23 protein-coding genes and 1 tRNA gene are annotated in these 21,467 nt (G+C 65.2%); 5 read left to right on the forward strand and 19 right to left on the reverse strand.

All coding sequences use genetic code 11. From position 1 onward, the window contains the following. Window positions 1–68: 68 nt before the first annotated feature. A complete protein-coding gene (locus FHR94_RS10610; RefSeq protein WP_183325696.1) occupies window positions 69–629 on the forward strand; it encodes a hypothetical protein in 561 nt (186 codons plus the stop codon). Between the two features lie 15 nt (window positions 630–644). Here FHR94_RS10610 and FHR94_RS10615 read toward each other — a convergent pair whose 3' ends face one another. Beyond that, window positions 645–1,697, reverse strand: a complete 1,053-nt coding sequence (locus FHR94_RS10615; protein ID WP_183325697.1) for an MBL fold metallo-hydrolase — start codon at window positions 1,695–1,697, stop codon at window positions 645–647. A gap of 198 nt (window positions 1,698–1,895) precedes the next feature. Between FHR94_RS10615 and cmoB the strand changes: the two genes are divergently transcribed. Further along, window positions 1,896–2,882 carry a tRNA 5-methoxyuridine(34)/uridine 5-oxyacetic acid(34) synthase CmoB gene (gene cmoB / locus FHR94_RS10620; protein WP_183325699.1) on the forward strand — a complete coding sequence of 329 codons (987 nt, stop codon included), beginning with the start codon at window positions 1,896–1,898 and terminating at the stop codon, window positions 2,880–2,882. Window positions 2,883–2,915: 33 nt separating this feature from the next. On the opposite strand, the gene FHR94_RS10625 is transcribed toward cmoB, so the two are convergent. From FHR94_RS10625 to FHR94_RS10665, 9 genes are all read right to left on the reverse strand, one after another. Continuing rightward, a complete protein-coding gene (locus tag FHR94_RS10625) occupies window positions 2,916–3,971 on the reverse strand; it encodes an App1 family protein phosphatidate phosphatase (protein WP_183325757.1) in 1,056 nt (351 codons plus the stop codon). Between the two features lie 306 nt (window positions 3,972–4,277). Next, window positions 4,278–4,952 carry a zinc metallopeptidase gene (locus tag FHR94_RS10630; RefSeq protein ID WP_183325700.1) on the reverse strand — a complete coding sequence of 225 codons (675 nt, stop codon included), beginning with the start codon at window positions 4,950–4,952 and terminating at the stop codon, window positions 4,278–4,280. A 215-nt stretch (window positions 4,953–5,167) separates the two neighbouring features. Beyond that, window positions 5,168–5,497 carry a type II toxin-antitoxin system PemK/MazF family toxin gene (locus tag FHR94_RS10635; RefSeq protein ID WP_343064662.1) on the reverse strand — a complete coding sequence of 110 codons (330 nt, stop codon included), beginning with the start codon at window positions 5,495–5,497 and terminating at the stop codon, window positions 5,168–5,170. Further along, window positions 5,485–5,718 carry an AbrB/MazE/SpoVT family DNA-binding domain-containing protein gene (locus FHR94_RS10640; protein ID WP_183325701.1) on the reverse strand — a complete coding sequence of 78 codons (234 nt, stop codon included), beginning with the start codon at window positions 5,716–5,718 and terminating at the stop codon, window positions 5,485–5,487. The genes FHR94_RS10635 and FHR94_RS10640 overlap by 13 nt, the downstream gene beginning before the upstream one ends. A 160-nt stretch (window positions 5,719–5,878) precedes the next feature. Next, window positions 5,879–7,303 (reverse strand): sulfate adenylyltransferase subunit CysN, encoded by a 1,425-nt coding sequence (cysN, locus tag FHR94_RS10645; RefSeq protein ID WP_183325702.1) that lies wholly within the window; start codon window positions 7,301–7,303, stop codon window positions 5,879–5,881. A 1-nt stretch (window position 7,304) separates the two neighbouring features. Beyond that, complete coding sequence (gene cysD, locus FHR94_RS10650) at window positions 7,305–8,276, reverse strand: sulfate adenylyltransferase subunit CysD (RefSeq protein ID WP_246389901.1); 972 nt, start codon at window positions 8,274–8,276, stop codon at window positions 7,305–7,307. Window positions 8,277–8,388: 112 nt separating this feature from the next. Then, window positions 8,389–9,132: a metallophosphoesterase family protein gene (locus tag FHR94_RS10655; RefSeq protein ID WP_183325703.1), complete on the reverse strand. Its 744-nt coding sequence runs from the start codon at window positions 9,130–9,132 to the stop codon at window positions 8,389–8,391. A gap of 31 nt (window positions 9,133–9,163) precedes the next feature. Then, the gene (locus tag FHR94_RS10660) at window positions 9,164–9,610 is read right to left on the reverse strand and encodes a DUF1249 domain-containing protein (protein WP_183325704.1); all 447 of its coding nucleotides are present in this window, start codon (window positions 9,608–9,610) and stop codon (window positions 9,164–9,166) included. A gap of 1 nt (window position 9,611) precedes the next feature. Next, window positions 9,612–10,271 (reverse strand): NUDIX domain-containing protein, encoded by a 660-nt coding sequence (locus FHR94_RS10665; RefSeq protein ID WP_183325705.1) that lies wholly within the window; start codon window positions 10,269–10,271, stop codon window positions 9,612–9,614. 162 nt (window positions 10,272–10,433) lie between these two features. Here FHR94_RS10665 and greB point away from each other — a divergent pair, with 162 nt between their 5' ends. After that, entirely contained in the window at window positions 10,434–10,967 is a 534-nt protein-coding gene (greB, locus tag FHR94_RS10670; RefSeq protein WP_183325706.1) for a transcription elongation factor GreB, read from the forward strand. 324 nt (window positions 10,968–11,291) lie between these two features. Further along, complete coding sequence (locus tag FHR94_RS10675; RefSeq protein WP_183325707.1) at window positions 11,292–11,570, forward strand: EF-hand domain-containing protein; 279 nt, start codon at window positions 11,292–11,294, stop codon at window positions 11,568–11,570. 221 nt (window positions 11,571–11,791) lie between these two features. On the opposite strand, the gene FHR94_RS10680 is transcribed toward FHR94_RS10675, so the two are convergent. From FHR94_RS10680 to FHR94_RS10690, 3 genes are all read right to left on the reverse strand, one after another. Then, a complete protein-coding gene (locus tag FHR94_RS10680; RefSeq protein WP_183325708.1) occupies window positions 11,792–12,778 on the reverse strand; it encodes a methyltransferase in 987 nt (328 codons plus the stop codon). Further along, entirely contained in the window at window positions 12,775–13,599 is an 825-nt protein-coding gene (locus FHR94_RS10685) for a methyltransferase (protein WP_183325709.1), read from the reverse strand. Before FHR94_RS10685 ends, FHR94_RS10680 begins: the two co-directional genes overlap by 4 nt. A gap of 172 nt (window positions 13,600–13,771) precedes the next feature. Next, complete coding sequence (locus FHR94_RS10690) at window positions 13,772–15,274, reverse strand: amidase (RefSeq protein ID WP_183325710.1); 1,503 nt, start codon at window positions 15,272–15,274, stop codon at window positions 13,772–13,774. 119 nt (window positions 15,275–15,393) lie between these two features. Here FHR94_RS10690 and FHR94_RS10695 point away from each other — a divergent pair. Then, window positions 15,394–15,470: transfer RNA gene (locus FHR94_RS10695), tRNA-Arg, on the forward strand. A 177-nt stretch (window positions 15,471–15,647) separates the two neighbouring features. Here FHR94_RS10695 and FHR94_RS10700 read toward each other — a convergent pair. The 6 genes from FHR94_RS10700 to FHR94_RS10725 form a co-directional block, all read right to left on the reverse strand. Beyond that, window positions 15,648–16,523, reverse strand: coding sequence for an FRG domain-containing protein (locus tag FHR94_RS10700; protein WP_183325711.1), 876 nt, complete (start codon window positions 16,521–16,523; stop codon window positions 15,648–15,650). Window positions 16,524–16,553: 30 nt separating this feature from the next. Then, window positions 16,554–16,820, reverse strand: coding sequence for a hypothetical protein (locus FHR94_RS10705; RefSeq protein WP_221188448.1), 267 nt, complete (start codon window positions 16,818–16,820; stop codon window positions 16,554–16,556). An 850-nt stretch (window positions 16,821–17,670) separates the two neighbouring features. Next, a complete protein-coding gene (locus tag FHR94_RS10710) occupies window positions 17,671–18,309 on the reverse strand; it encodes a TRADD-N-associated membrane domain-containing protein (RefSeq protein WP_183325712.1) in 639 nt (212 codons plus the stop codon). Between the two features lie 234 nt (window positions 18,310–18,543). Further along, entirely contained in the window at window positions 18,544–19,818 is a 1,275-nt protein-coding gene (locus tag FHR94_RS10715) for a Y-family DNA polymerase (protein WP_183325713.1), read from the reverse strand. Next, a complete protein-coding gene (locus tag FHR94_RS10720) occupies window positions 19,815–20,273 on the reverse strand; it encodes a LexA family protein (RefSeq protein WP_183325714.1) in 459 nt (152 codons plus the stop codon). The genes FHR94_RS10715 and FHR94_RS10720 overlap by 4 nt, the downstream gene beginning before the upstream one ends. Window positions 20,274–20,402: 129 nt before the next feature. Beyond that, window positions 20,403–21,452 carry a helix-hairpin-helix domain-containing protein gene (locus tag FHR94_RS10725; RefSeq protein ID WP_183325715.1) on the reverse strand — a complete coding sequence of 350 codons (1,050 nt, stop codon included), beginning with the start codon at window positions 21,450–21,452 and terminating at the stop codon, window positions 20,403–20,405. Window positions 21,453–21,467 lie beyond the last annotated feature (15 nt).

Here is a 21,467-nt window from a genome sequence, read left to right on the forward strand (position 1 = left end):
CCCGGTGCGGCCACTATATTGAAAGAACGTCCATACTTGTTCCTTCGAACGTAAGGGGAGGATTGGCCATGTTCGACCTGGATCGCTTCAGGGAAGCATGCTGCCTCGCCGCGGCAGGTGGGGAGGCTCAGCAAGCCACCCGCGAGCTCCTGGCCAGGGCATTGGAAGACACCCCCGGTATGCTCGAGGCCCTAGGTGAGCCGCGGCGAGCGGGCATCCAAACGCTACATCGCTCGGCCGAGCTGACGATCCTCAACGTGGTTTGGGGGCCACGCATGATCCTTATGCCCCATAACCACAACATGTGGGCCGTCATTGGCATCTACACAGGCCGCGAGGACAATATCCTGTGGCGGCGCGTGCCGAACGTTCCTGCAGGTCGCATCGAGGCCCACGGAGCGACAGACCTCGGCCAAGGCGATGTCCTGCCCCTGGACCGAGATGTCATCCATTCCGTGACCAACCCGCTGGACCGACTGACGGGCGCCATCCATATCTATGGCGGTGACTTCTTCGCGGTAACACGCAGCGAATGGGATCCGGAGCGCCTGGAGGAGCGGCCATATAACGTGGAAAGGAATCTTCAGCTGTTCGAGGAAAGCAACCGCCTATCCGCGGCACGGCACTGAGCCGGCCCTGCCCCCTCAGGAGGCAGCTGCCAGGCGATAGACGCTGCCCACCAGGCTCGGCGCATAGCGACCCGGGCTGAAGGCCTCGGCCAGTCGCATCTTCGCCCGCCAGCCCGTGCAGTGCCCCGGCGCGACGAGGCGGGGCTGGATACGGGTCTCGAGGTCGCGAACCGTGGCCTCGATGCGCGCTTCCATCCCCTTGCCCGCCAGATGATAGCCCCCGTGGACCAGGTCGACCGGTAGGCTCGGGAATAGCTTCTGCACCGTCAGGCAGGCGTTGACGATGCCGGCATGGGAACACGCCGAGAAGAGGCTCACGCCACGTCCTCTCACACAGGCGGCGACAAAGCGTTCGTCCATGATCAGAGGGTCGGGCTCGCAGCGCTCCCCCCGAAAGCTGTGATGGCCGGGAAGGCCGGTCTCGTACTCGGTGACGCGCTCGATCTCCCCGCTGCCGAAGAAGAACCCCTCGCACAGCGGGTGGGGGGTGCCTTGGGTGACGACCTGTCCACCCGCCCGGGCGATGTCGTCGAAGGTCGGCTCCAGCGGCAACATGGCCATGATCCCGCTCGGCAACAGAGCCCCGCGCTGGTCGGGACGGTCGGGATGCAGATCGACCACCGGCGGCGACAGCCCCGCCGCGTCCCGGGCCGCGCGGATGGCAGCGACCACCGCCGGCAGGCCGCCACTGTGGTCGAAATGCCAGTGGGAGAGGAAGAGACACTCGATGCTCGCCAGGTCGATATCCAGGCGCGCGACATTATCGAGCCAGATGTCAGGATAGGGGCCGACATCGAACAGCAGACTGTGCGCCTGCCCGTCCCGGCGCCCTGTCACCAGCACGGAGAGCCCGTGGCAGGCACAGCAGAGCCGATCGAACACGGTCTTGCATTCGTGACCCTCGTGATGGCGGCTCGGCGGCGTGCGTTCGATGAGCCGCGCCACTTCGGGGCTCTGGGGCACACCCGGATCAATGCTGGACAACGTGTCGGTCTCGTTGTCCACGATCACCATGACCTCCAGTTCATCGAGCCATGTCATGCCGTCGGGAAGTGGTTCCTGGGTCATGGCAGCCCCTCCTCCCTTGCCTCCGCCTTATAGAGCAGACTAGCAGGGCAAGGAATCGACTGCCTGGTGCTCCGCGTTCCAGGCATCGCGTATGTCCCGTCGTCATCGCCATGCCCTCTCGGGTACACTCTGGCCCCGGCCAGCGGCGGCGATCTTGCTGCCAGCGCACGATGATTCCACTCCTGACCAGGCGAACCAATGCAGCCCCCACATCGCGCCCTCTACCACGCCTTTGTCGACCAGGGGCTCGAGACCTGGCTGGCCCGGCTGCCCGAGCAGCTGGCCGGTGGCCTCGATCGCCGCCGCTACGGTGACCTGCCCGCCTGGGAGAAGGCGGTGGCCAAGCTGCCGCCGCTGCCTGCCGACCGCCATGTCCGGCTGGACGCGGACGCGGTGACGGTCGACTGCGATCTCGGTACCTCGCGTCGCCGCCAGGCCGAGAACCTGCTGCGCGTCCTGATGCCTTGGCGCAAGGGGCCCTACCGCCTCGGTGGCATCGCCATCGAGACCGAATGGCGCTCCGACTGGAAGTGGCGGCGAGTGGCCCCGCACCTGGCATCGCTGGCCGGCCGGCGGGTACTCGACGTGGGTGGTGGCAACGGCTATCACGCCTGGCGCATGGCCGGGCAAGGGGCCGCCTTCGTGCTGGTGATCGACCCCTCGCCGCGCTTCTACTGGCAGTTCCAGGCGGTGCGCCATTTCGTCGGGGAGGCGGACAGGGGCGTGACCCACTTCCTGCCGGTGGGCATCGAGGCAGTCCCCGAGGGGCTGGGGTTCTTCGATACGGTATTCTCCATGGGCGTGCTGTACCATCGCCCTTCGCCGCTGGAGCACCTGCTGCAGCTGAAGGGCGCATTGCGTCCCGGTGGCGAGCTGGTGCTGGAAACCCTGGTGGTCGAGGGCGATGCCCGCACCGTGCTGTTGCCGGGCAATCGCTACGCCGCCATGCCCAATGTCTACTTCCTGCCTTCCTCCGCCGCCCTATGCACCTGGCTTGCGCGCTGCGGCTTCGAGCATGTGCGGGTGGTGGACGAGGCCGATACCACGCGAGACGAGCAGCGTGCCACCGACTGGATGACCTTCCAGTCCCTGGCCGACTTCCTTGACCCGGCCGACACCGCCCTGACACGGGAGGGCTACCCGGCTCCTCGGCGCGCCGTGGTCATCGCCAACGCGCCAAGGTAGGCGTTACTCCGTCGAGACGGCTGCCCCCGGAGCTCAGGCGACATCGTCGTCGCTCCCGGTCACGTCACGGCGCACGGCCTCCACCCCATGGGCGGAGATGAAGCCATGCGCATGGGCATGTTCCGCCATCCGCACGCTGTCGGTGGCCAGCACCAGATCGCAGCGGGTGTGGCGGATCTGGTCGCGCAACCGCTGGATGGCGCGCTCCCGGTCTGGCCGCCGGTCCACACGACGGATGTAGATCGCCTGCACGCGATCGGGATAGGCCTTGACGATTCGGGTATAGACCTCGGGGTCATGCTGCCCGCTGTCGCCGATCAGGATACAGGGCACCCCCTCGAATAGCGCCAGCATGCGGCTGATCAATTTCTGCTTGTGATCCTCGGCCCGGCGCGGCCAGGGATGGCGCAGGGACAGGCCCCACTCGCGCAGGAACAGGATCGGCCCGACCGGAATACGATTGAGCTGGAAGAAGGTCTCCAGCACCTCGTAGATTGCCCAGGGCCCCCGCGACACGTACAGGATGGGCCGCTCGCCCCGATCATCGGCGCCGCGATGCAAAGCTTGGTACAGCGATGCGACACCGGGAAAGGCCGTGCGGCGGTGGGGTTTCTCGATGAACAGCCGATAGAGCATGCCGAGCTTGTGGGCCACGCCGGTGTACATCACGGTATCGTCGATATCGCTGATCACCAGCAGATCGGTCTCGGGGGCCGGGATATAGACGTCCGCGGTAGCGCACACCGGCGCTTCGTGGTCGGCCGTGACTCGCAGGTCGGCCTGGTGCCAGGCGGTATCGCGCGGCAGGTGCGGGGAGAGCGGCAGGTGGGCGTCGAAATAGCCGTCAGGGTTCGTGGTCACGGTGACGTGACTGTCGGCCAGGCGGATCTCGACGCTGGCACCGGCCAGGCCGCGGCGGGCGATGCGACGCACCACATCGGCCAGGTCGCGCAAAAAGCCGCGCCGCGGCAACATCCGCGCCAGCGGCGACTGTCGGAACACACGCCCCGTCAGGAAGGCTTCCCGATGCGAGCCATACCCCCGATAGGGGGTGACCGTCAGGCCACCGCGGCCATGATCACGCTTCATCGGTCGGGCCACGACCCGCACCAGTCGCTTGACGAACAGGGTGACGTGGCAAAGCGCCTGTCTCACCCTCGTCATCCTGTCCGGTAGCCGCGCCGGGAAGTGTCGCTCATGGTCGGTCGCCGAGTCATGGTCATGACCCCAAGCCTAGCCCCAACCCAGCAGCTCCCGCACGTCCTTGGCCTCCCTTGACGATAATCTGCGCCAGGTAGAGACGCCGAGCGTACCGAACGTGCCAGGAATAACGTGGTGAAACTCAGCCCCATCGGCCAGCTAAGGTCGGCGTAGGGCATCACCGGCGGAGGGGGCCTACCGCCTCAGGATCACCAGCCAGCGCCCCAGGTTGAGCAGGCTGGCTAGCGACGCCGCCACATAGGTGAAGGCGCAGGCGGTGAGCACATGGCGGGCAGCGGCCAGGTCGCGGGGCGGAATGTACTCCTCGAGCAGCGGCAGGGCACGCTGGAAGCTGGCGTCGAACTCCACCGGCAGGGTAATGAGGTGCACCAGGGCGGCGGCACCGAAGCTGAACACCGCGGCCAGCACCAGTACCAGACTGCCCCCGGGCATGCGGGTGGCCACCAGCAGTACCGGCGCCGCCATCATCAGCAGCGCGCCGACCTTCTCGGCCTTCTGCGCCACCGCCACCAGCCGTGAACGGGCCAGCAGCGGCGCATAGCCCTGCTGGTGCTGGATGGCGTGCCCCACCTCGTGGGCCGCCACCGTCACCGCGGTGAGCGAGCGACCCGCGTAGTGGTCCCGCGCCAGTCGCACCCGGCGCGTCTGGGGGTCGTAGTGGTCGCCTTGGTCGGTCATCTCCACCTTCACGCCCTCGATGCCCAAGCGCCGCAGCAGGTGCTCGGCCAGCTCGCCGCCGGTACCGGGATAGTCGTCCCGTCGCCGGGCGTGACGACGTAGCACCCACTGCGCCCAGAGGTTGGGCAGCACGAAGAGGGCGAGCAGCAGGACGATGGCCAGGACGAACATCGATAGGGCACTCCAGGAGGGCTGTACAATATTGGACCCAGCCTACCAGAGGCGGTTTCCCGGCACTCATCGACCAAATTTAAAAGCTGCCAACAGCGAGGGGCGCCGGGGCAAGCCGAAGAGGAGATCCTACGCCAAGGGTGAGGAGGATTCCTCCGAACGGGATGGCCAGCACCGGCCCCTGCAAGCAGAGCAGGATGCGAGGCCGCGGTAGTTTATTGCAGCATCTCCAGCAGGGTCGCGTGCCAAACCGACTCCGGAATCACCCCCATTCTCCCGAGTAACCGGCGCTTGTCGATGCAACGAACCTGGTCCAGCAAGATGCGCGCCGGCTTATCTTGGAAGACCAGCGTAGGCCGACAGCCGAGAGGCTGTCCCTTGCTGGTGGTGACCGGCGCCACGATCACCCTGGGCAGCGCGGCGTTCATGTCATCCGGCGAAACCACCAGCGCAGGACGCGTCTTGCGAATCTCGGTGCCCATAGTGGGATCGAGGTTGACCCAATAGACCTCACCACGGCGTATCCTGCGACTTACCACTGCCACTCATCCGCATCCGCATCGACCAGCTCTTCCCAGGCGGCCTCATCGCGGCTGGCGTCATAACCATCAAACCAGTTCTTGCGCAGCTGATTGACCGGCTCCACCACCAACCGCTGCCCCTCCAGGTGAATCTCAACCTCATCGCTGATGCCCAACTCCGACAGCATGGCGGCCGGGATCAGCACCCCTTTCGAGTTACCGATCTTTCTCAGGTGCGTACGCATTGCCGACCTCCTTCCGCATACCAGACGAAACGTAACAACTTAGTTATTACACACGGGTAAGCGGGAATCAATGCCTCAGGCTCACCGGCCAGGGGCCCCAAACGCGACGGGCCCGGCAACCTCGGTTGCCGGGCCCGTCGAGGCGGTGGATCGCTCGCCGCTACTTGAGCAGCTCGCGCACGTCCTTGGCCTCCCAATGGGGGAAGTACTTGCGCACCAGGGCGTTGAGCTCGACCTCGAAGCCGGCCCAGTCCACTTCGCCCGGGGCCACAGCCTCGGCCTCGGCGACCCCGCGGATCATGCCCGCGCCCACCGTCACGTTGGACAGCCGGTCGATGATGATGAAGCTGCCGGTGCCGGGGCTACGGTCATACGCGTCCAGGGGCACCTCACCGGTCAGCGCCACCCGGCAGCGGGCGATGGCATTGAGCTCGAGGCGCGCCGCCGGATGCCGCTCCAGGGTGTTGACATCGACCTGGTGATGGATGGTCTCGACCTGGCCGGCCACCGCCCGACCGGCGAGGCGGATGTCGTATTGGCGGCCCGGCACCAGGGCCTGCTCGTTCATCCACACGATATCGGCGTCAAAGGCGCTGGACATGGCCACCTCGGCATCCGCAGCGACGATCCAGTCGCCCCGGGAGATGTCGATCTCATCACTCAGGGTGACGGTGATCGCCTGACCCGGCCAGGCGGCCTCCAGGTCGCCGTCGAAGGTGACGATGCGCTCGACCGTCGAGGTCTTGCCGGAGGGCAAGACCTTGACGGCCTGACCCGGGCGCAGGATGCCCGCCTCCAGGGTGCCGGCATAGCCGCGGAAGTCCAGATTCGGGCGGTTGACGTACTGCACCGGCAGGCGCAGGTCATGCAGGTTCTGGTCGTGACGGACCTCGACGGTCTCGAGCAGTTCGAGCATCGCCGGCCCCGTGTACCAGTCCATGGCCGCGCTTTGGTTGACCACGTTGTCGCCCTTCAGCGCCGAGAGCGGCACGAAGCGGATGTCGTCGGCGGCCAACTGCTCGGCGAAGGCCCGGTACTCGGCGACGATCTCCTCGAAGCGCGCCTCGCTGTAGTCCACCAGGTCCATCTTGTTGACCGCGATGACCAGGTGGCGAATGCCCAGCAGGTCGGCGATGAAGCTGTGCCTTCTGGTTTGGGTCTGCACGCCGTAGCGGGCATCGATCAGGATCACCGCCAGCCCGGCGGTGGACGCCCCGGTGGCCATGTTGCGGGTGTACTGCTCATGCCCGGGGGTGTCGGCGATGATGAACTTGCGCTTGTCGGTGGAGAAGAAGCGATAGGCCACGTCGATGGTGATGCCCTGCTCCCGTTCGGACTGCAGGCCGTCCACCAGCAGCGCCAGGTCCACCTCCTCGCCGGTGGTGCCACTCTTCTTCGACGCCTGGGTGATCGCCGCCAGCTGGTCGTCGAAGATCATCTTGGAGTCATGCAACAGCCGGCCGATCAGGGTCGACTTGCCGTCATCGACGCTGCCGCAGGTGATGAAGCGCAGCAGGTCCTTGTTCTCGTGCTCGTGCAGGTACTGCTCGATGTTATCGGCGATCAAGGTCGATTGATGTGACATGTTAGAAGTACCCCTCGCGCTTCTTCTTCTCCATGGAGCCGGCCTGGTCGTGGTCGATGGCGCGACCGCTGCGCTCGGAGGTCCTCGTCAGCAGCATCTCCTGGATGATCTCGGGCAGGGTATCGGCCCTGGACTCCACCGCCCCGGTGAGCGGGTAGCAGCCGAGCGTGCGGAAGCGCACCCACTTCTCCTCGGGCACTTCCCCGTCTTCCAGCGGCAGGCGCTCGTCGTCGACCATCACCAGCATGCCGTCGCGTTCCACCACCGGCCGGGGGGCCGCGTAGTAGAGCGGCACGATGGGAATCGACTCGAGGTAGATGTACTGCCAGATGTCCAACTCGGTCCAGTTGGAGAGCGGGAAGGCACGAATCGACTCGCCCTTGTTGATCCGGGCGTTGTAGAGGTTCCACAGTTCCGGGCGCTGGCTCTTGGGATCCCAGCGATGGTGCTTGTCGCGGAAGGAGAACACCCGCTCCTTGGCACGGCTGGCCTCCTCGTCACGACGCGCCCCACCGAAGGCGGCATCGAAGCCGTACTTGTCCAGGGCCTGTTTGAGCGCCTGGGTCTTCATCACGTCGGTGTAGCCGCTCGAGCCGTGGTCGAAGGGATTGATGCCGGCGGCGCGCCCCTCCTCGTTGATGTGCTCGATCAGGTCCATGCCGGACTCCGCGGCCATGCGATCGCGGAAGGCGATCATCTCGCGGAACTTCCAGGTGGTGTTGATGTGCATCAGCGGAAACGGCGGCGGCCCCGGGTAGAAGGCCTTACGCGCCAGATGCAGCATCACCGAGGAGTCCTTGCCGATGGAGTAGAGCATCACCGGATTGGAGAACTCGGCCGCTACCTCGCGGATGATGTGGATGGACTCGGCTTCCAACTGCTGCAGGTGGGTGAGCCGCCGTGGTGTCAGACCGGGGAGCGCCCCATCGGCCTGGACGGCGCTGTCGCGTGTCGGGGCATGAAGACTGGTCATGGCTCGGCTACCTCGAGTGGCATGAGCGGAAAAGGTCATGCCGGCGAGGATAACGTCCGCCTATAATAACGTAAAAGAATCAATAACTATCTTTTTATACCCATTAAGGATATCAAGGGTCGACTCGAGTGACCCGGGTGGTCAGCTCATTCCCTTTCAGGTCGATGATACGATAGCCTGGGCGGGTGGCCGCCTCGACGGCGAAGGCCGCCGAGCCCGGCAGGAACTGGTCGCTGGTGGCGGGGCAACCATAGACCCGGATCGTGCCGGGAGCGCCGCTCGGGTCGGGAAGCCAGCCTGCGAAGGCTTGGTGGATATGGCCGCAGAGGATCGCCTTCACCTGTCCATAGGGCGCGACCCTGTCCTGGAAGGCCTCGGCATCCATCAGACCGAGCGCATCGAGCCAGGCCGAGCCGACAGCCATGGGGGGATGGTGCATCACCAGCAGGGTCGGCCGGTCGTCCTGGGCGAGTCGTGCCTCCAGGGTCGAGAGTTGCGCCTTTCCCAGTTCTCCCCGAGGCTCGCCGACCACCTGAGTATCCAGCAACAGGGCCCGCCAGCCGTCGAGTTCCAGGCATTCCTGGAAGGGATGGCACGCGGCCATCGGCGCCGGCGCATCGTGATTGCCGGGCAGCCAGACCCAGGGACAGCCGAGCCCGGCGAGGGCCTGTTCCGCCAGCCGGTAGGAGGCCGGCGTCTGGTCCTCGCTGACATCACCGGTAACCAGTGCCAGGTCGGGGCGCTCGCGGGCCGCCGCCGCCACGACTGCCTCGAGCTGGCGCAGGGGAAGGCCGATGCGGGAGCGCGCCGCGGGGTCGGCATGCAGGTGGCAGTCAGTAAGCTGCACGAGGCGCATCAGGACATCTCTCTCAGCAGGGCCATTCGCTTCACGGCAGTTGGGGCAGATCCAGGGAGTGGCCGTGGGCGAGGCCGTGGTCGAGCCACTCGCCCAGAAAGCGGTTCAGCTGGAGCTTCTCGTCGGGCTGGTGCATGCGCGCATTGGGATAGCGATAGCGACCGTCGAAGTGGCGCTGGCGCTGGAAGTCGGTGACCTCGGCCATGCGCACATCGTGATAGAGGTGCACGCGCATGCGCGGTGTCTCGATCATCGCATCGAGCACCCCGCGCTGGGAGACCCGCACGATGCTGGTATAGGGCGCGCGCTCCTGCAGCTTCAGGCACAGGGCGCCCAGGCGTCTTCCCTGGCTGACCAGTTCGACCTCGCGGCTCTCGCCCGCCTCCAGGTCGCCCAGCAGTCGCATGAGGCGCAGGTAGTTGGCACTGCACTCTCCCTGCAGACTCCTGAGATCGGTGACATACGCGCTTCGCGACACGCTACCTCCTTGCCCTGAGGGACGCCCGCTCACCCGCCAGCCAGTGGAAGGCGATCAGGCACATGGCATTGTCGAGTCGCCCGGCCGCCAGGAGTTCCCAGGCGCGAGCGAAGGGCATCACCCGCACCCGGATATCCTCGTGCTCCTCGTCGAGGCCGTGGACACCGCCGAGCCCCTGACTGTCGACCAAGGCACAGAACAGGGTGACGCGCTCATCGCAGGCCCCCGGGCTCGGGTAATAGGTGTGCAGTTCGATCAACTCGCCGACCTCGCAGCCGGCCTCCTCCTTGGCCTCGCGCCGGGCCACCTCGGCGGCACTCTCGCCTGGCTTCACCAGGCCGGCCACCACTTCGAGCTTCCAGGGCGAGGCCGGGTCATCGATGGCCCCGGCACGGAACTGCTCGACCAGCGCCACGACATCGCGTTCCACATCATAGAGCAGTACGCCCACGGCATCATGGCGACGATGCACCTCGCGAACCACCTGGCCGCTCCAGCCACCCTCGAATAGGCGATGGCGCAGGTGCAGCTCCTCCAAGCGGAAGAAGCCCTGGTGAAGGCAGCGACGCTCGGCGAGTTCCACGTCGTCCCGGGTGAAGGGCGGCGTGTCGGGGACGTCCTCCCGGTCGGCACCGGGGGAAGGGGCGGGCGCGTCCGTCATGGGGGGTCTCCGAAGGGCACAATGCGCTCCATTATCATGGCCGAAAGCGAGCCTGCCAACCTCGCAGGCACTTTCCTGTGGCGTCGATCCCGCCGGTGCATTGCCGACTCACCCATGGATGGCGTATGTTGCGCCTCTCGTCGACGAGTCAGGAGCGTGAGCATGAAAGGCCGCAACATGACCCGCTGGCGCGACCCGGCCAAGGACCCGCGCCAGGAGCCTAAGAGCAACCTGATCACCGCCGAGGGCGCCGAGCGCCTGCGCGGCATCCTCGACCACCTGTCCCGGGTCAAGCGCCCCGCCCTGTCGACCAAGGTGGGCGAGGCGGCTGCCCTCGGCGATCGCAGCGAGAACGCCGACTACACTTATAATAAGAAGGAATTGAACCGGGTCATCGCCCGCATCCGCTACCTCACCAAACGCCTCGACGAGCTCCAGGTCGTGGACCGGCTGCCGGCGGATACCGAGCGGGTCTACTTCGGCGCCTTCGTCACTCTGGAGGACGAGGCCGGCGAGGAGTTGACCCTGCGCATCGTCGGCCACGACGAAACCGATACCACTAAGCGCTGGATCAGCATCGACGCCCCGCTGGCCAAGGCCCTGCTGGGCAAGGGGCTAGACGACGAGGCTACGGTGGCCGCCCCCGGCGGCGAGAGTACCTATCTCATCACCGCGATCGACTACCGCCCCCCCTAGGACGGGGCGTCCCGCCCCCTCCCCTGATGCCAGCCACCGGTACCCGCCCTTTCGCTTCGCGCCTGTCGCGGTTCGATGACAGTCATTGCAGTGGAGAATCAGGTACTTGCCGCCGAGAACCGCCACACGTCGCCAACCGTCGACAGACTCACCCCCCGACCGCGGGTGCCTGCCCACGACGCACCTCTCGAAATGACACCCATCCTTATGTTTTTAAAGAAATTTCTCTCAACCTGGCATAAAGATGGCTACCTACAGGACAAGCGAGCCATCCGGCTCGTGGTCGATCAAGAGTGTATTCACTGAAACCTCAGGAGAAGCACCATGAAGACATTACCCCTGAAATCGATGTTGCTGGCCCTCGCCCTGCTCTTCGGTAGCGGTGTTGCCATCGCCGAAGGCACCGACAAGTTTACCGAGCTGGATACCAACCAGGATGGTTCACTGAGCCAGGAAGAAGCCTCCGGTGTCGAAGGGCTGGAGTTCGAGTCCGCCGACACGGACGGGAATGGCTCCTTGAGTGAAGAGGAGTTCAAGGCCGCCAAGACAGGCTTGAGAGGCGAAGGCAGCACAGAGGGCATGGAAGGCGAAAAGACCTACTAAGAGCGCCTTTCCAAACCCCGGCAATAGTGGGCGCCGGGGGCAAGACGAAGTGAGTGTCCTTTGCCATGAATGGCAAAGGTAGCGCCCAAGGAAGGGTTCACAGCGCGCTCGCGAAGGCTTGTCGACGGAAAAGCCCACTCTATCTGAGTGGGATGTGAGAGAAATTCTAATATCCCTTCCCCACCCGGCAGCCGGTTCCTCCGGCTGCCTCCTTGCATGTCTCAGGCGCTGGCGGCGTAGACCCGGAAGCGTCGGTCGTCGGCTAGGATCTCGAAGCCGCCGAAGGCCCGCGTGAGCAGATCCGGATAGGGCAGGAAGGCATTGGCCACCAGCAGCAGCTGACCGCCGGGTCGCAGATGCGCTGGCGCCTCAAGGATCAGCCGCCCCACGGGCCCATAGTCGATGGCCCGCTCCTGGTGGAAGGGCGGATTGCTGACGATGGTATCGAAGCGTCGTGCCTCCAGCGCCGAGTAGACGTCGCTGGCCAGGACTTCCCCGTCGAGCCCGTTGGCGACCAGGGTGCGCCGGGTGGCCTCCACTGCGAAGTGGCTCACGTCCACCGCCGTGACCCGCGCCGCCTGCCGGGCCAGCCAGGCCGCCAGGATGCCGTCGCCGCACCCCAGATCCAGCACCTCGCTCCCTGCCGTTATCCGCCCCGGCAGCTGGCTCAGCAGCAGCCGGGTGCCGTCGTCGAGCTTGCCGTGGCCGAACACCCCCGGATGGCTGGCCAGGGTGAGCCCCTCGGCCTCGAAGCGGGACCAGGCGGCCTCGGGATCGAGATCGACCCGGTCCAGGCGCGTCTCGAACAGCGTGCAACGCCGCGCACTGTCGACCTTGCGACAGCCCAGCCCCAGGGCCGCCAGCACCCTGAGGACCCGCTTGATGCCACCCTGGTGCTCGCCCACCAGCTGCAGCGGCGCGCCGGGTGGCAGGGTCGCGCAGAGCCACAGCAGCCACCACTCGCCCAGGGCATGGCTCTTGGGCCAGAACAGTACCGCCCCCGGCGGAGCCGCCGGGGCGGCCTCGAGGGGCGAGACGGCCGGCCGGCCTCGGGCCCGCCAGGCGGCGAGTACCGCCTGGTCGGCGGTGAGCAGCGTCCCCTCCCCCGCCTCCAGCCAGGCGTCCCGGGGGGGCGCGACCCACAGCCAGCCGGAATAGTCGGCATCCTGGCGTTCCAGTAGCTGGCAGACAGGGGTTTCGGCACTCATGTGGTGGCCTCCTCGGGGGAACATGACGGTCGCTCCAGGGTATAGAGCAGGTAGCGGCCCAGCCGCCAGTGGGGATCGACCCGGCAGTAGCGCCGCTCCAGGGCCAGCAGCCGCTCCCGGTCAGCGGCCCTCTCGGGTGACTGGCGCAGGTAATCGGCGAACACCCGGATGCCCGCCACCTGGCGGATCATGAGGCCCTGCTCGGCGCTCCAGTCCTCGATCTGGCCGTGGGTGAGCGGCGAGATGGGCGTGAGGCGCGTGCGCTGCCCCTTGCCTTCCAGGCGGTCCGCCAGGGCCTTTTCCAGGTTGCCCTTGACCACGTTAGAGAGCCGCAGTGCATCGCGGTTGAAGACCATCAGCGACAGCTGCCCGCCCGGCGCCAGCAGACGCGCCAGGACGGCCAGGGCCGTGCGCGGATCCCCCAGCCACTCCAGTACCGCATGGCAGACAATCAGCGGCCAAGGGCCGGGGGCCTGCTCGGGTAGGGCCTGCAGCGGTGCCTGAAGCAGGCGCACGTCCTGCCCTGCCAGGTGCTCCCGGGCCCGGGTGAGCATCTCGGCGGAGGGTTCGGTCAGGGTCACGGCATGGCCGCGGGCCGCGAACCAGCCGGCCAGCTGGCCGAGCCCTCCGCCCACGTCGAGCAGTGGCTGGCCGCGAAGCTCGAGCATCTCGGGCAGCAGCTGGTCGAGCAGCGCCAGGCGCAGCTCGCCACGGGCCCCGCCATAGAGGCTCGCAGCGAACTTGTCGGCCAGGCCGTCGAAGTGACGGTCGCCGTGCGCGGACAGTGGAGAAGACACGTTGGGTCTGGGAGGCTGGGGCATAGCAGGACCATGGGACGGATTCGCGGGCATTCTACCCGGCTTTGCCCGCCGGCTCCCACCGGCCGACAGGGCTATCGCCGCTGGATCTGACGAGGAGACTCCCTCTACGACCTGTCGACGGATCAGCCCCGAGCGATACCGCTATCTGCGATAGCCCTGCACCGGTCAATACCTATCCCAGGACTCGCGGCAGGTGGCGTCCCCAGCCGCTGTCAGCCTCGAGCTGGGCAGCCAGCACCAGCAGGCGTCTCTCGTCGCCCATGGGGCCGATCACCTGTACCCCCACCGGCAAGCCATCCGGCGTGATGTGCAGTGGCAGCGACATGGCCGGCTGGCCGGTCAGGTTGGCCAGCTGGGTGAAGGGCGTCATGCGCAGCGCCTCCGCCGCCAGCCGCTTGAGCATGCCGGCCTTGAGGGCCAGGCGCGACGCGCCGGGGATGGCCAGCAGCGCCATCAGCCGCTCGCGGGCCGGCGACGGGTAAAGGGCCCTACGCCGTGGCGCGGGGCCGGCCGCCACCGGCAGCAGCAGCACATCGAAGCGCCGATGGAAGCCGGCCATGGCACGCGCCACGCGATTCCAGTCGCGCTTGGCCAGCTCATAGTCCCGGGCCGGCAGGCAGCGTCCCAGGCGGCCGATGGCGCGGGTGGCGGGCTCGATGTCGAGTCGACCCACCGGCACGCCGGTCTGTTCGCTGATCCAGGCCAGATCCGCGGCCAGGTGTCCGAGGTAGAGGGTCAAGTAGCTGTCGGCCAAGGCCCCACCCTCCACCGGAGGCTCGGCCCAGTCGACCCGGTGACCCAGCCCCTCCAGACGATGCGCGGCCCATTCCACCGCCAGGCGCACCTCGGGGTCGAGACGGGTTCCCAGCGGCGCACCCAGCGGCTCGCCCAGCGAGACCGCCACCCGCAGCGGGGGTGGCGGACGCCCCAACGCCGCCAGGAACCCCTGCTCCCGCGGCAATGGCCAGGGGCTGCCCGCATCCATGCCGTTGATCACGTCGAGCACGGCCGCGCTGTCGCGCACGCTGCGCGTCAGGGCGTGTTCCACCACCGCGCCCTGCCACACCTCCCCGAACATGGGGCCCAGCGGCACCCGCCCTCGAGAGGGCTTGAGCCCGAACAGGCCGCAGTGGCTGGCCGGAATGCGGATCGAGCCACCGCCATCGCTGCCCAGGGCCAGGGGCACCAGGCCACTGGCCACCGCGACCGCCGAACCGCCACTGGAGCCGCCCGGCGAATGCGCGGGTCGCCAGGGATTCACGGGATGGGCAAAGGCGCGGGGCTCGGTGATGCCCATCAGGCCCAGTTCCGGCGTGGCCGTCTGGCCGAGGATGCACAGGCCCGCCTGGCGCAGGCGTGTCACCAGGCTGGCGTTTTCCGGGGCACGCCACGCCGCCATGGAAGCGCTGCCGCAGGCCAGCGGTTCATCCTCGAGGGCCATCAGCAGGTCCTTGGTCAGGGTCGGCACCCCGGCAAAGGGCGCCTCGGGATCGAGGTGTCCCCCCTCGCGGGCCGCCCGCGCGAAGCGGGTGCGCACCACCGCCCCCAGGTAAGGGTTGTCGGCCTCGATCGCCGCACAGGCGGCAGCGAACACCTCCTCGCGGCTCACCTCCCCCTGACGGATCAGCGCCGCCAACCCCAGGGCGTCATGGGCGCGATAGTCGCCGATGTCCATGCAGGCTCCGCCATCAGTTATGCCAGGCCCAGCCTAGCCGCCCCTCCTTGGGGTCGCCAGGCCAGGACAGTGGCGGTTTATCTCGGCATCGACTTTCCCTATAATGCCGCCTCGGCTCCGCCCCTATAGCTCAGCTGGATAGAGCGTCCCCCTCCTAAGGGGAAGGTCTCAGGTTCGAATCCTGATGGGGGCGCCAAAAAATCAATGGGTTACCATTACATCCCGTTTCTTCTTACCGTCTTATCACCCTTCCGCCCCCTAGCTCGCCCCCTAGTTTTATTGCAATCGCACGCAGTACTCGGCACTGCTTCGCTTCACGTTTGGCATCGGCTACCAAAATATAGGAGGAAGCCTTTCGCGGTACTTTTGGTATCTAGCGGGGCCATTTCTCTGGTATGACAGATGGATTGGCACTGGCAAGGTCAATCACCTCTCGAGCAGCACCCTCGTAGCCAGGAAACAGCACAGAACCTTTGACACCGAGATCAGCACATAATCGCAGCAGTTCAGGTGCCTCCGAGACAGGGAGGGTCATCTGTATCAAACCAGGACAAGGCCCAAGCAGGTTGTTGTACACATCCTCCTGGTGCTCAATGGCCGTGGATTCAAAGTGCTCCCCCCCAGTGGCTTTGATGCCCGATATGGTGAAGACACCCGCTTGTGCGGCTAGGTTCGCTGTAGTGCCTCCAGGCATGGTTAGAAAAGATAATTTCTCCCACTGTTTGCACATGTCTACCCGGAGTGCCCATACCGCCAGCTCCCCAGCGCTTTCAGGCTCCCTTACAACGCTGGATGCAGAAAAATAGGCAGCCACATAAGACCTCCAAGTCCAATCTAACAGGCATGTTGGGACACCATGGTGCTGCGCAGTAGCGATCACTGGAAGTAATGCCATAGGTGGCCACTCAGAGGGGTTCAAAAATAAATGCAAGGCCTCATGCAGAAGCTGACGCACTTGGATCGAATCGCCAGAAACCTGTAAGCCTGATGCGTCGCATGCTTCCAGGAAGCTCGACAACATTCTGATTTCAAAAAATACCTGCCTTCCTCCAGACACATCGCCATGGCCCTGCCACATTCTTCTAGCAGAAATTTCACTCTGAGAGCGATAGGCTGAGGGAACAAGTCCGAACTGTGTCGAGCGCTGCCCCCGGAATACATACATCCCCCTGGGCCAATGATCTGTATTCAATGGTGAAAGAGCTGTTATTAGCTCGCGTGCAGTCTCAAAGTCCCTTTGCTCGTACATCTTCTACTCCTACCGATTGTGAAGGTCATTCTAGAACAGCCCCGCCGGCTCGGTCTCCACGTCCCAGCTGAAGATCAGCAGTTCGCTGGCCTTCGAGCCCTTGCCGCCGACGGTGTAGCGGATGTCGGTAGTCACGATGTGATAGCCGGCGAAGATGCTACGGACGTCTTGGGGGGTGGCGTTGAGGCTGATGATGGCCTTGCCCTTGAGCCGCCTCAGGATCTCAGCCATCTGCTCGTACTGCTCGATGCCAAACCCGACGCCATAGCCCTCAGTCTGCCAGTACGGCGGGCCCATGTAGAGCAGCGTGTGCGCCCGGTCGTAGCGCTTAATCCTGCCAGTACCCGGTCTTCCTCCACCAGTCCACGGTTCACCAGCATCTGGAATACCTCGGCCACCTTTGGCCCCAGGGGGAAGAACAAGTTGTTCGGGAGAGCCCTGACTTCCTCGGCCAATGAGGTCTCGATCTGCTGCCGTAGCCCCACCTGCTTCAGCATCGCGGGGGTGCCGTTGTAGTTCGCACCATTCACGAACACTGGATTGCGCAAGGCCGAAGTGTAGTGCACCAGGTGGGCATGGCGATCGAACAGCAGCGCGCTGTCGCAGGCGTTCTGCCTCGTTCTGCGGCGTCTCATCTAGCGAGAGCTGGCGGTGAGTGTCTGTGCTGAGTTCGAGCAGCAATACGCTAGCCTCCTTGTACCGGTAACCTTAACAGCAGTGGTGGCGACGCCCGAACGATGGAAATTCGGCGTTGCTAAGACCTCAAGCGGGGCCACGGGACTCAAGTCGCGATAGGCTCCACACCAGCGACGTGCCGGCCTGTCGAGCCAGGCAGGGTTGGTGTGGCTATGGCCCGGATGTCGCAAGCGGCGAGGGTTAGTACTGCAGCAGCATGGCGTCAGCCGTGCGGACCGGGGTGGCGGCGAAGCCGCTTGGCAGTATTGAAGGCTGCGGTGTTGCAAGGCCTCGATGACCACCCCGCTGAGAGGGGAGGATCGACGGCGATCCTCCAGTGTCAAGAACCGGCCAAAAGCGGGCCGTTCATCGCGAGCTGATATAACGTCGGCGCTCAGCCGCGCTTGAGGGCGACCGACTGGAGCGGAAGCGAAAGGAGGAAGCGGTCAAGCGTCGGTCTGCAGCGCCCATGTTAGGGCCTTGATGGGTTGGCCAAACACGTTTCCGTAATACCCTTGGCGACACCTTCCGCATTCGACACGCCCGCATAGTGGAGGGATAAATGTAGTCGTAGTGCATCTTTCGCTGTTTCGCTCGACACGTTATCTACCAGCCTCCGTGATTCCATGTGTAGCCGATCACTGCGCAGTTTATCGAAAAACTCGGCCATAGACTCTTGCGCATTTCTAGACTGAACAAAAAAGAGTCCGGCTACCGCGTCCATAATCACTCCGGCGACGAACTGTGCCACCGTAGCTGTTCCTGAACCGTCCGTATAGAGAAACGCCGCAACGACAATGATCGCGAAGCCAAGAGAAGCGAAGACAAGACTGAACCAGAAACTAATTTTCGATTGCGTCAGTATCTGACTGTAGTAATTTGTAAGTTGCTCGATCTCAAATGGGATGTCTTTTCCCGCTGTGACTGCTGCCTTAAGAGCCTCGCGGAGTTTTCTCGTTTCTTCGCTCGGCGCCTCGATTTCAATTGATCCGAATCGAATACGCCTCAATACGCCGGCATTGAATGCGCCAACGATGGATGCAACCGTCGCGCCCACAGCAATAGCCGTAGCGACAATGCCGAGAATTTCCTGTAGTGCAAAGTTGTTCATCGCTTCCAAGCCCTAACAGTGATTAGACAGCCCATCCTATGATTGAATAAACGCGCCAGCGCGTTCAATAATGTTATGCCGAACGTCGATACCCCCTAACCTTATGAAATACATAGACATTAAGTATAGTTCGGCAGTATAACACCAATCATTGCGTCTGCTGCATAACACGGATGAACGTGCCTGCTGCCTTTGCTGGCATGGCAGAGTTGGGTCGTGTGCTGTCATCTTCTCTCAGGCTTTTACCCTAACCAGCTCCTCCCACCGCGTCGTGTACCTGGGTGTCCTTCTCTCACAGCGTAGCCCCCAGGCGTTGCCTTTGCGTGGCAGGCCAAGACGCACCGCATCCCGGCACAGCTCCCTATTCAGCCGGTCCATGGTGGCCATCAGTCGCTGCCTACGCTGGCGTGCGGCCTCGCTCTGCGGCGTCTCATCTAGCGAGAGCTGGCGGTGAGTGTCTGTGCTGAGGTCGAGTAGCATCACCCCGATCTTTTGGTAACGGTAGCCCTTGAGGAAGATCGCTTCGAGTCCTCGGGCGGCGGCGTGGGCGATCTCGCGACTGTCGTCGGTGGGTCGCGGCAATGGCACCACAACGCTGTTGCGGTACTGCGGATGCTCGAGCTGAAAGCGGTTGGTATTGATGAATACCATCACCGCACTGGTGACGCTGCCCTGGCGACGCAGCTTCTCGCCGGCTCGGGCAGTGTGCTGGCGGAGCGCCTCGCGCAGGTCCACGAGATCGCCCGTCATGCGGCCGAAGGAACGCGACACCATGATCTGCTGCTTCGGTGCGGCCATGTCATCGAGCGTGATGGCAGGGTGGCCACGCAACTCCCAGACGATGCGCTCCATCACTACCGAGAAGGCGCGGCGGATCCGCTTGGGATCGGCCTCGCGCAGCTGCCACGCGGTCTCGATGCTCATCAGCGCCAGGCGCTCGCCGGTGCGCCGGGCCACGCCCCACAGCTCGGTCACTGGCAGCTGCCGCAGGATCGTCCGGGTGGCGGGATTGTCCACCTCGAGCTTGCACACGCCCCCATAGGCGGGGAGCTTCTTCGCCGCGTGATTGGCCACCTTGGCGAGCACCCGGGTCGGCGCCAGGCCCACCGACACCGGGATGCCGGTCCATTGCCTGACGGTCTGACGCAGCCGGTGGCCGCGTTCCTCCAGGGTGGCGGGGTCGAAGCCCTGGAAGCCGACGAAGCTCTCGTCGATGGAGTAGACCTCGACGTGTGGCGAGAACTCCGCGAGCGTCTGCGTCACCCGTTTGCTCATGTCGCCGTACAGTGCGTAATTGCTGGAGAGCAGCACGGCCCTGCGGCGGATGTAAGGTGGCAGAAGATGCAGGGCCGCGCCCATCTCGACGCCCAGGGCCTTGAGCTCGTTGCTGCGGGCGATGACACAGCCGTCATTGTTGGAGAGCACCCCCACCGGCCTACCCTCGAGCCTTGGGTCGAACACTCTCTCGCAGCTGACATAGAAGTTGTTGCAGTCGACCAGGGCGATCACGACGCTGCACCCGGGAGCGCATGAACGACGTGGGTAACCACGCCCCACACATGGGCCTCGCGGCCCTCCAGCGGGATCGGCCGGTAGCGTGAGTTGGCAGCGGCCAGATAGAAGCGTTGCCCCACCCGCTCGAGCCGCTTCACCGTGAGCTCGCCGTCCAAGGCGACGATCACCACCCGACCCGGCAGCGGCTCCAGGCTGCGATCCACCACCAGCAGGTCGCCATGGTGGATGCCCTCCCCCTGCATGGAGTCACCCTCGGCGCGCACGAAGAAGGTTGCTGCCGGTCGCTTGACCACATGGGCGTGCAGGTCGATGTCGGCATCCAGGTGATCGTCGGCGGGGCTGGGGAAGCCCGCCCGTACGCGGCCGACGTAGAGCGGCTGGCTGTGGGCGACGGTGACGGCCTGGGCACGGCCGAGCGGCGTGGCGGTGGTTTGCGGCAAGATCGACATGAGGGCTCCCTCGATTACTGTATAGATATCAGTATCGAGGGCGCATCGCCGACCTGCAAGGGTCAGCCCCATATCACCCAGAGTGAAACCAGGGTGACAGGCCTCACAGCCTCACCCGCCAGGCACGCATCACCGGCAGAGCAGGCCACTCTCCTCGATATCCTCGAGGCGGCCACCTCCGATGCCGCTCACCCTGGTCAGCTCTTCGGGCGACACCCAGGGGCGTCCCTCCACGATGTCTTCCGCCCGCGCCGGCCCGACATGGGGAAGCTCCTCGAGCCGCGATGGCGCGCTGGCATTGAGATCGATGCAGTCTTCGGTCTCAATGCCGGTCATGGCCGCTCCCTTCGCGGCCACGAGCTCGAGACGGGCACCATTGATGCCAATGTAGACGGGTGCATGGTCCGAGATCCGGTCGCGCGCCTCCAGATGGTCCATGGCCACCAGGTCCGGAAACAGCAGGATGCCGCGGTCGCTCAACTCGAGGCCGCCCCCTTCAAACCAGATGTTGTCGTAGAGATTCGCGTACTCGTCGGCCGTTATGGCCAGCGTGGAGCGCCCGTCGGTGATCGCCGGCTCCGCCCCGAGCTCACGCAACGGCCCCCATCCGTCGTGATCCGGCGGTAGGTTGAAGTCCCCTATCAGCAGCCGTGGCGTGCCCTTGGCGGTCTCGTCCAGCCAGCCCCAGTAGTCCGCCAAGGCGGCGATCTCCGGCAGCCTGTCGCCGATGCTGTCGCCATAGACCACGTGCACCGTGCCCACGGTAAACAGATCGCCAGTGTCCACGTCACGGAAGCGCGCCGAATAGGGTTCGCGAGAATAGACATCGCCCGAATCCAGGAACACCACCGCGCTGTCCGCATAGGCGACCTCGCTCTCACGCCAGAGGAATCCATAGTGCTCGGTATAGGAGGAACGCCCGAGATCCCGGCTGGCCATCGACGACCAGGCTTCGCCGGAAAGGGCCTCCACCTCCTGCTCCAGCCTCTCCAGGGCCGAGGTATCCATCAGCTCCTGAATGGCCAGAAAGTCGAAATGGTTGGCGACGTGGGCAACCTGAGGGATGGCCTTGTCGTTGGCCCAACCGAGGTGCCGGATGTTCCAGCTGCCGATCAGGACATCGGCCTGGGCGAGCATCGGGGCCGCGACCATCAGCGCAGCCAGCCATCGTGCGTGCATGCGTATCTCCGAGTG

It is taken from the genome of Halomonas cerina (assembly GCF_014192215.1).
Taxonomy (GTDB): domain Bacteria; phylum Pseudomonadota; class Gammaproteobacteria; order Pseudomonadales; family Halomonadaceae; genus Halomonas; species Halomonas cerina.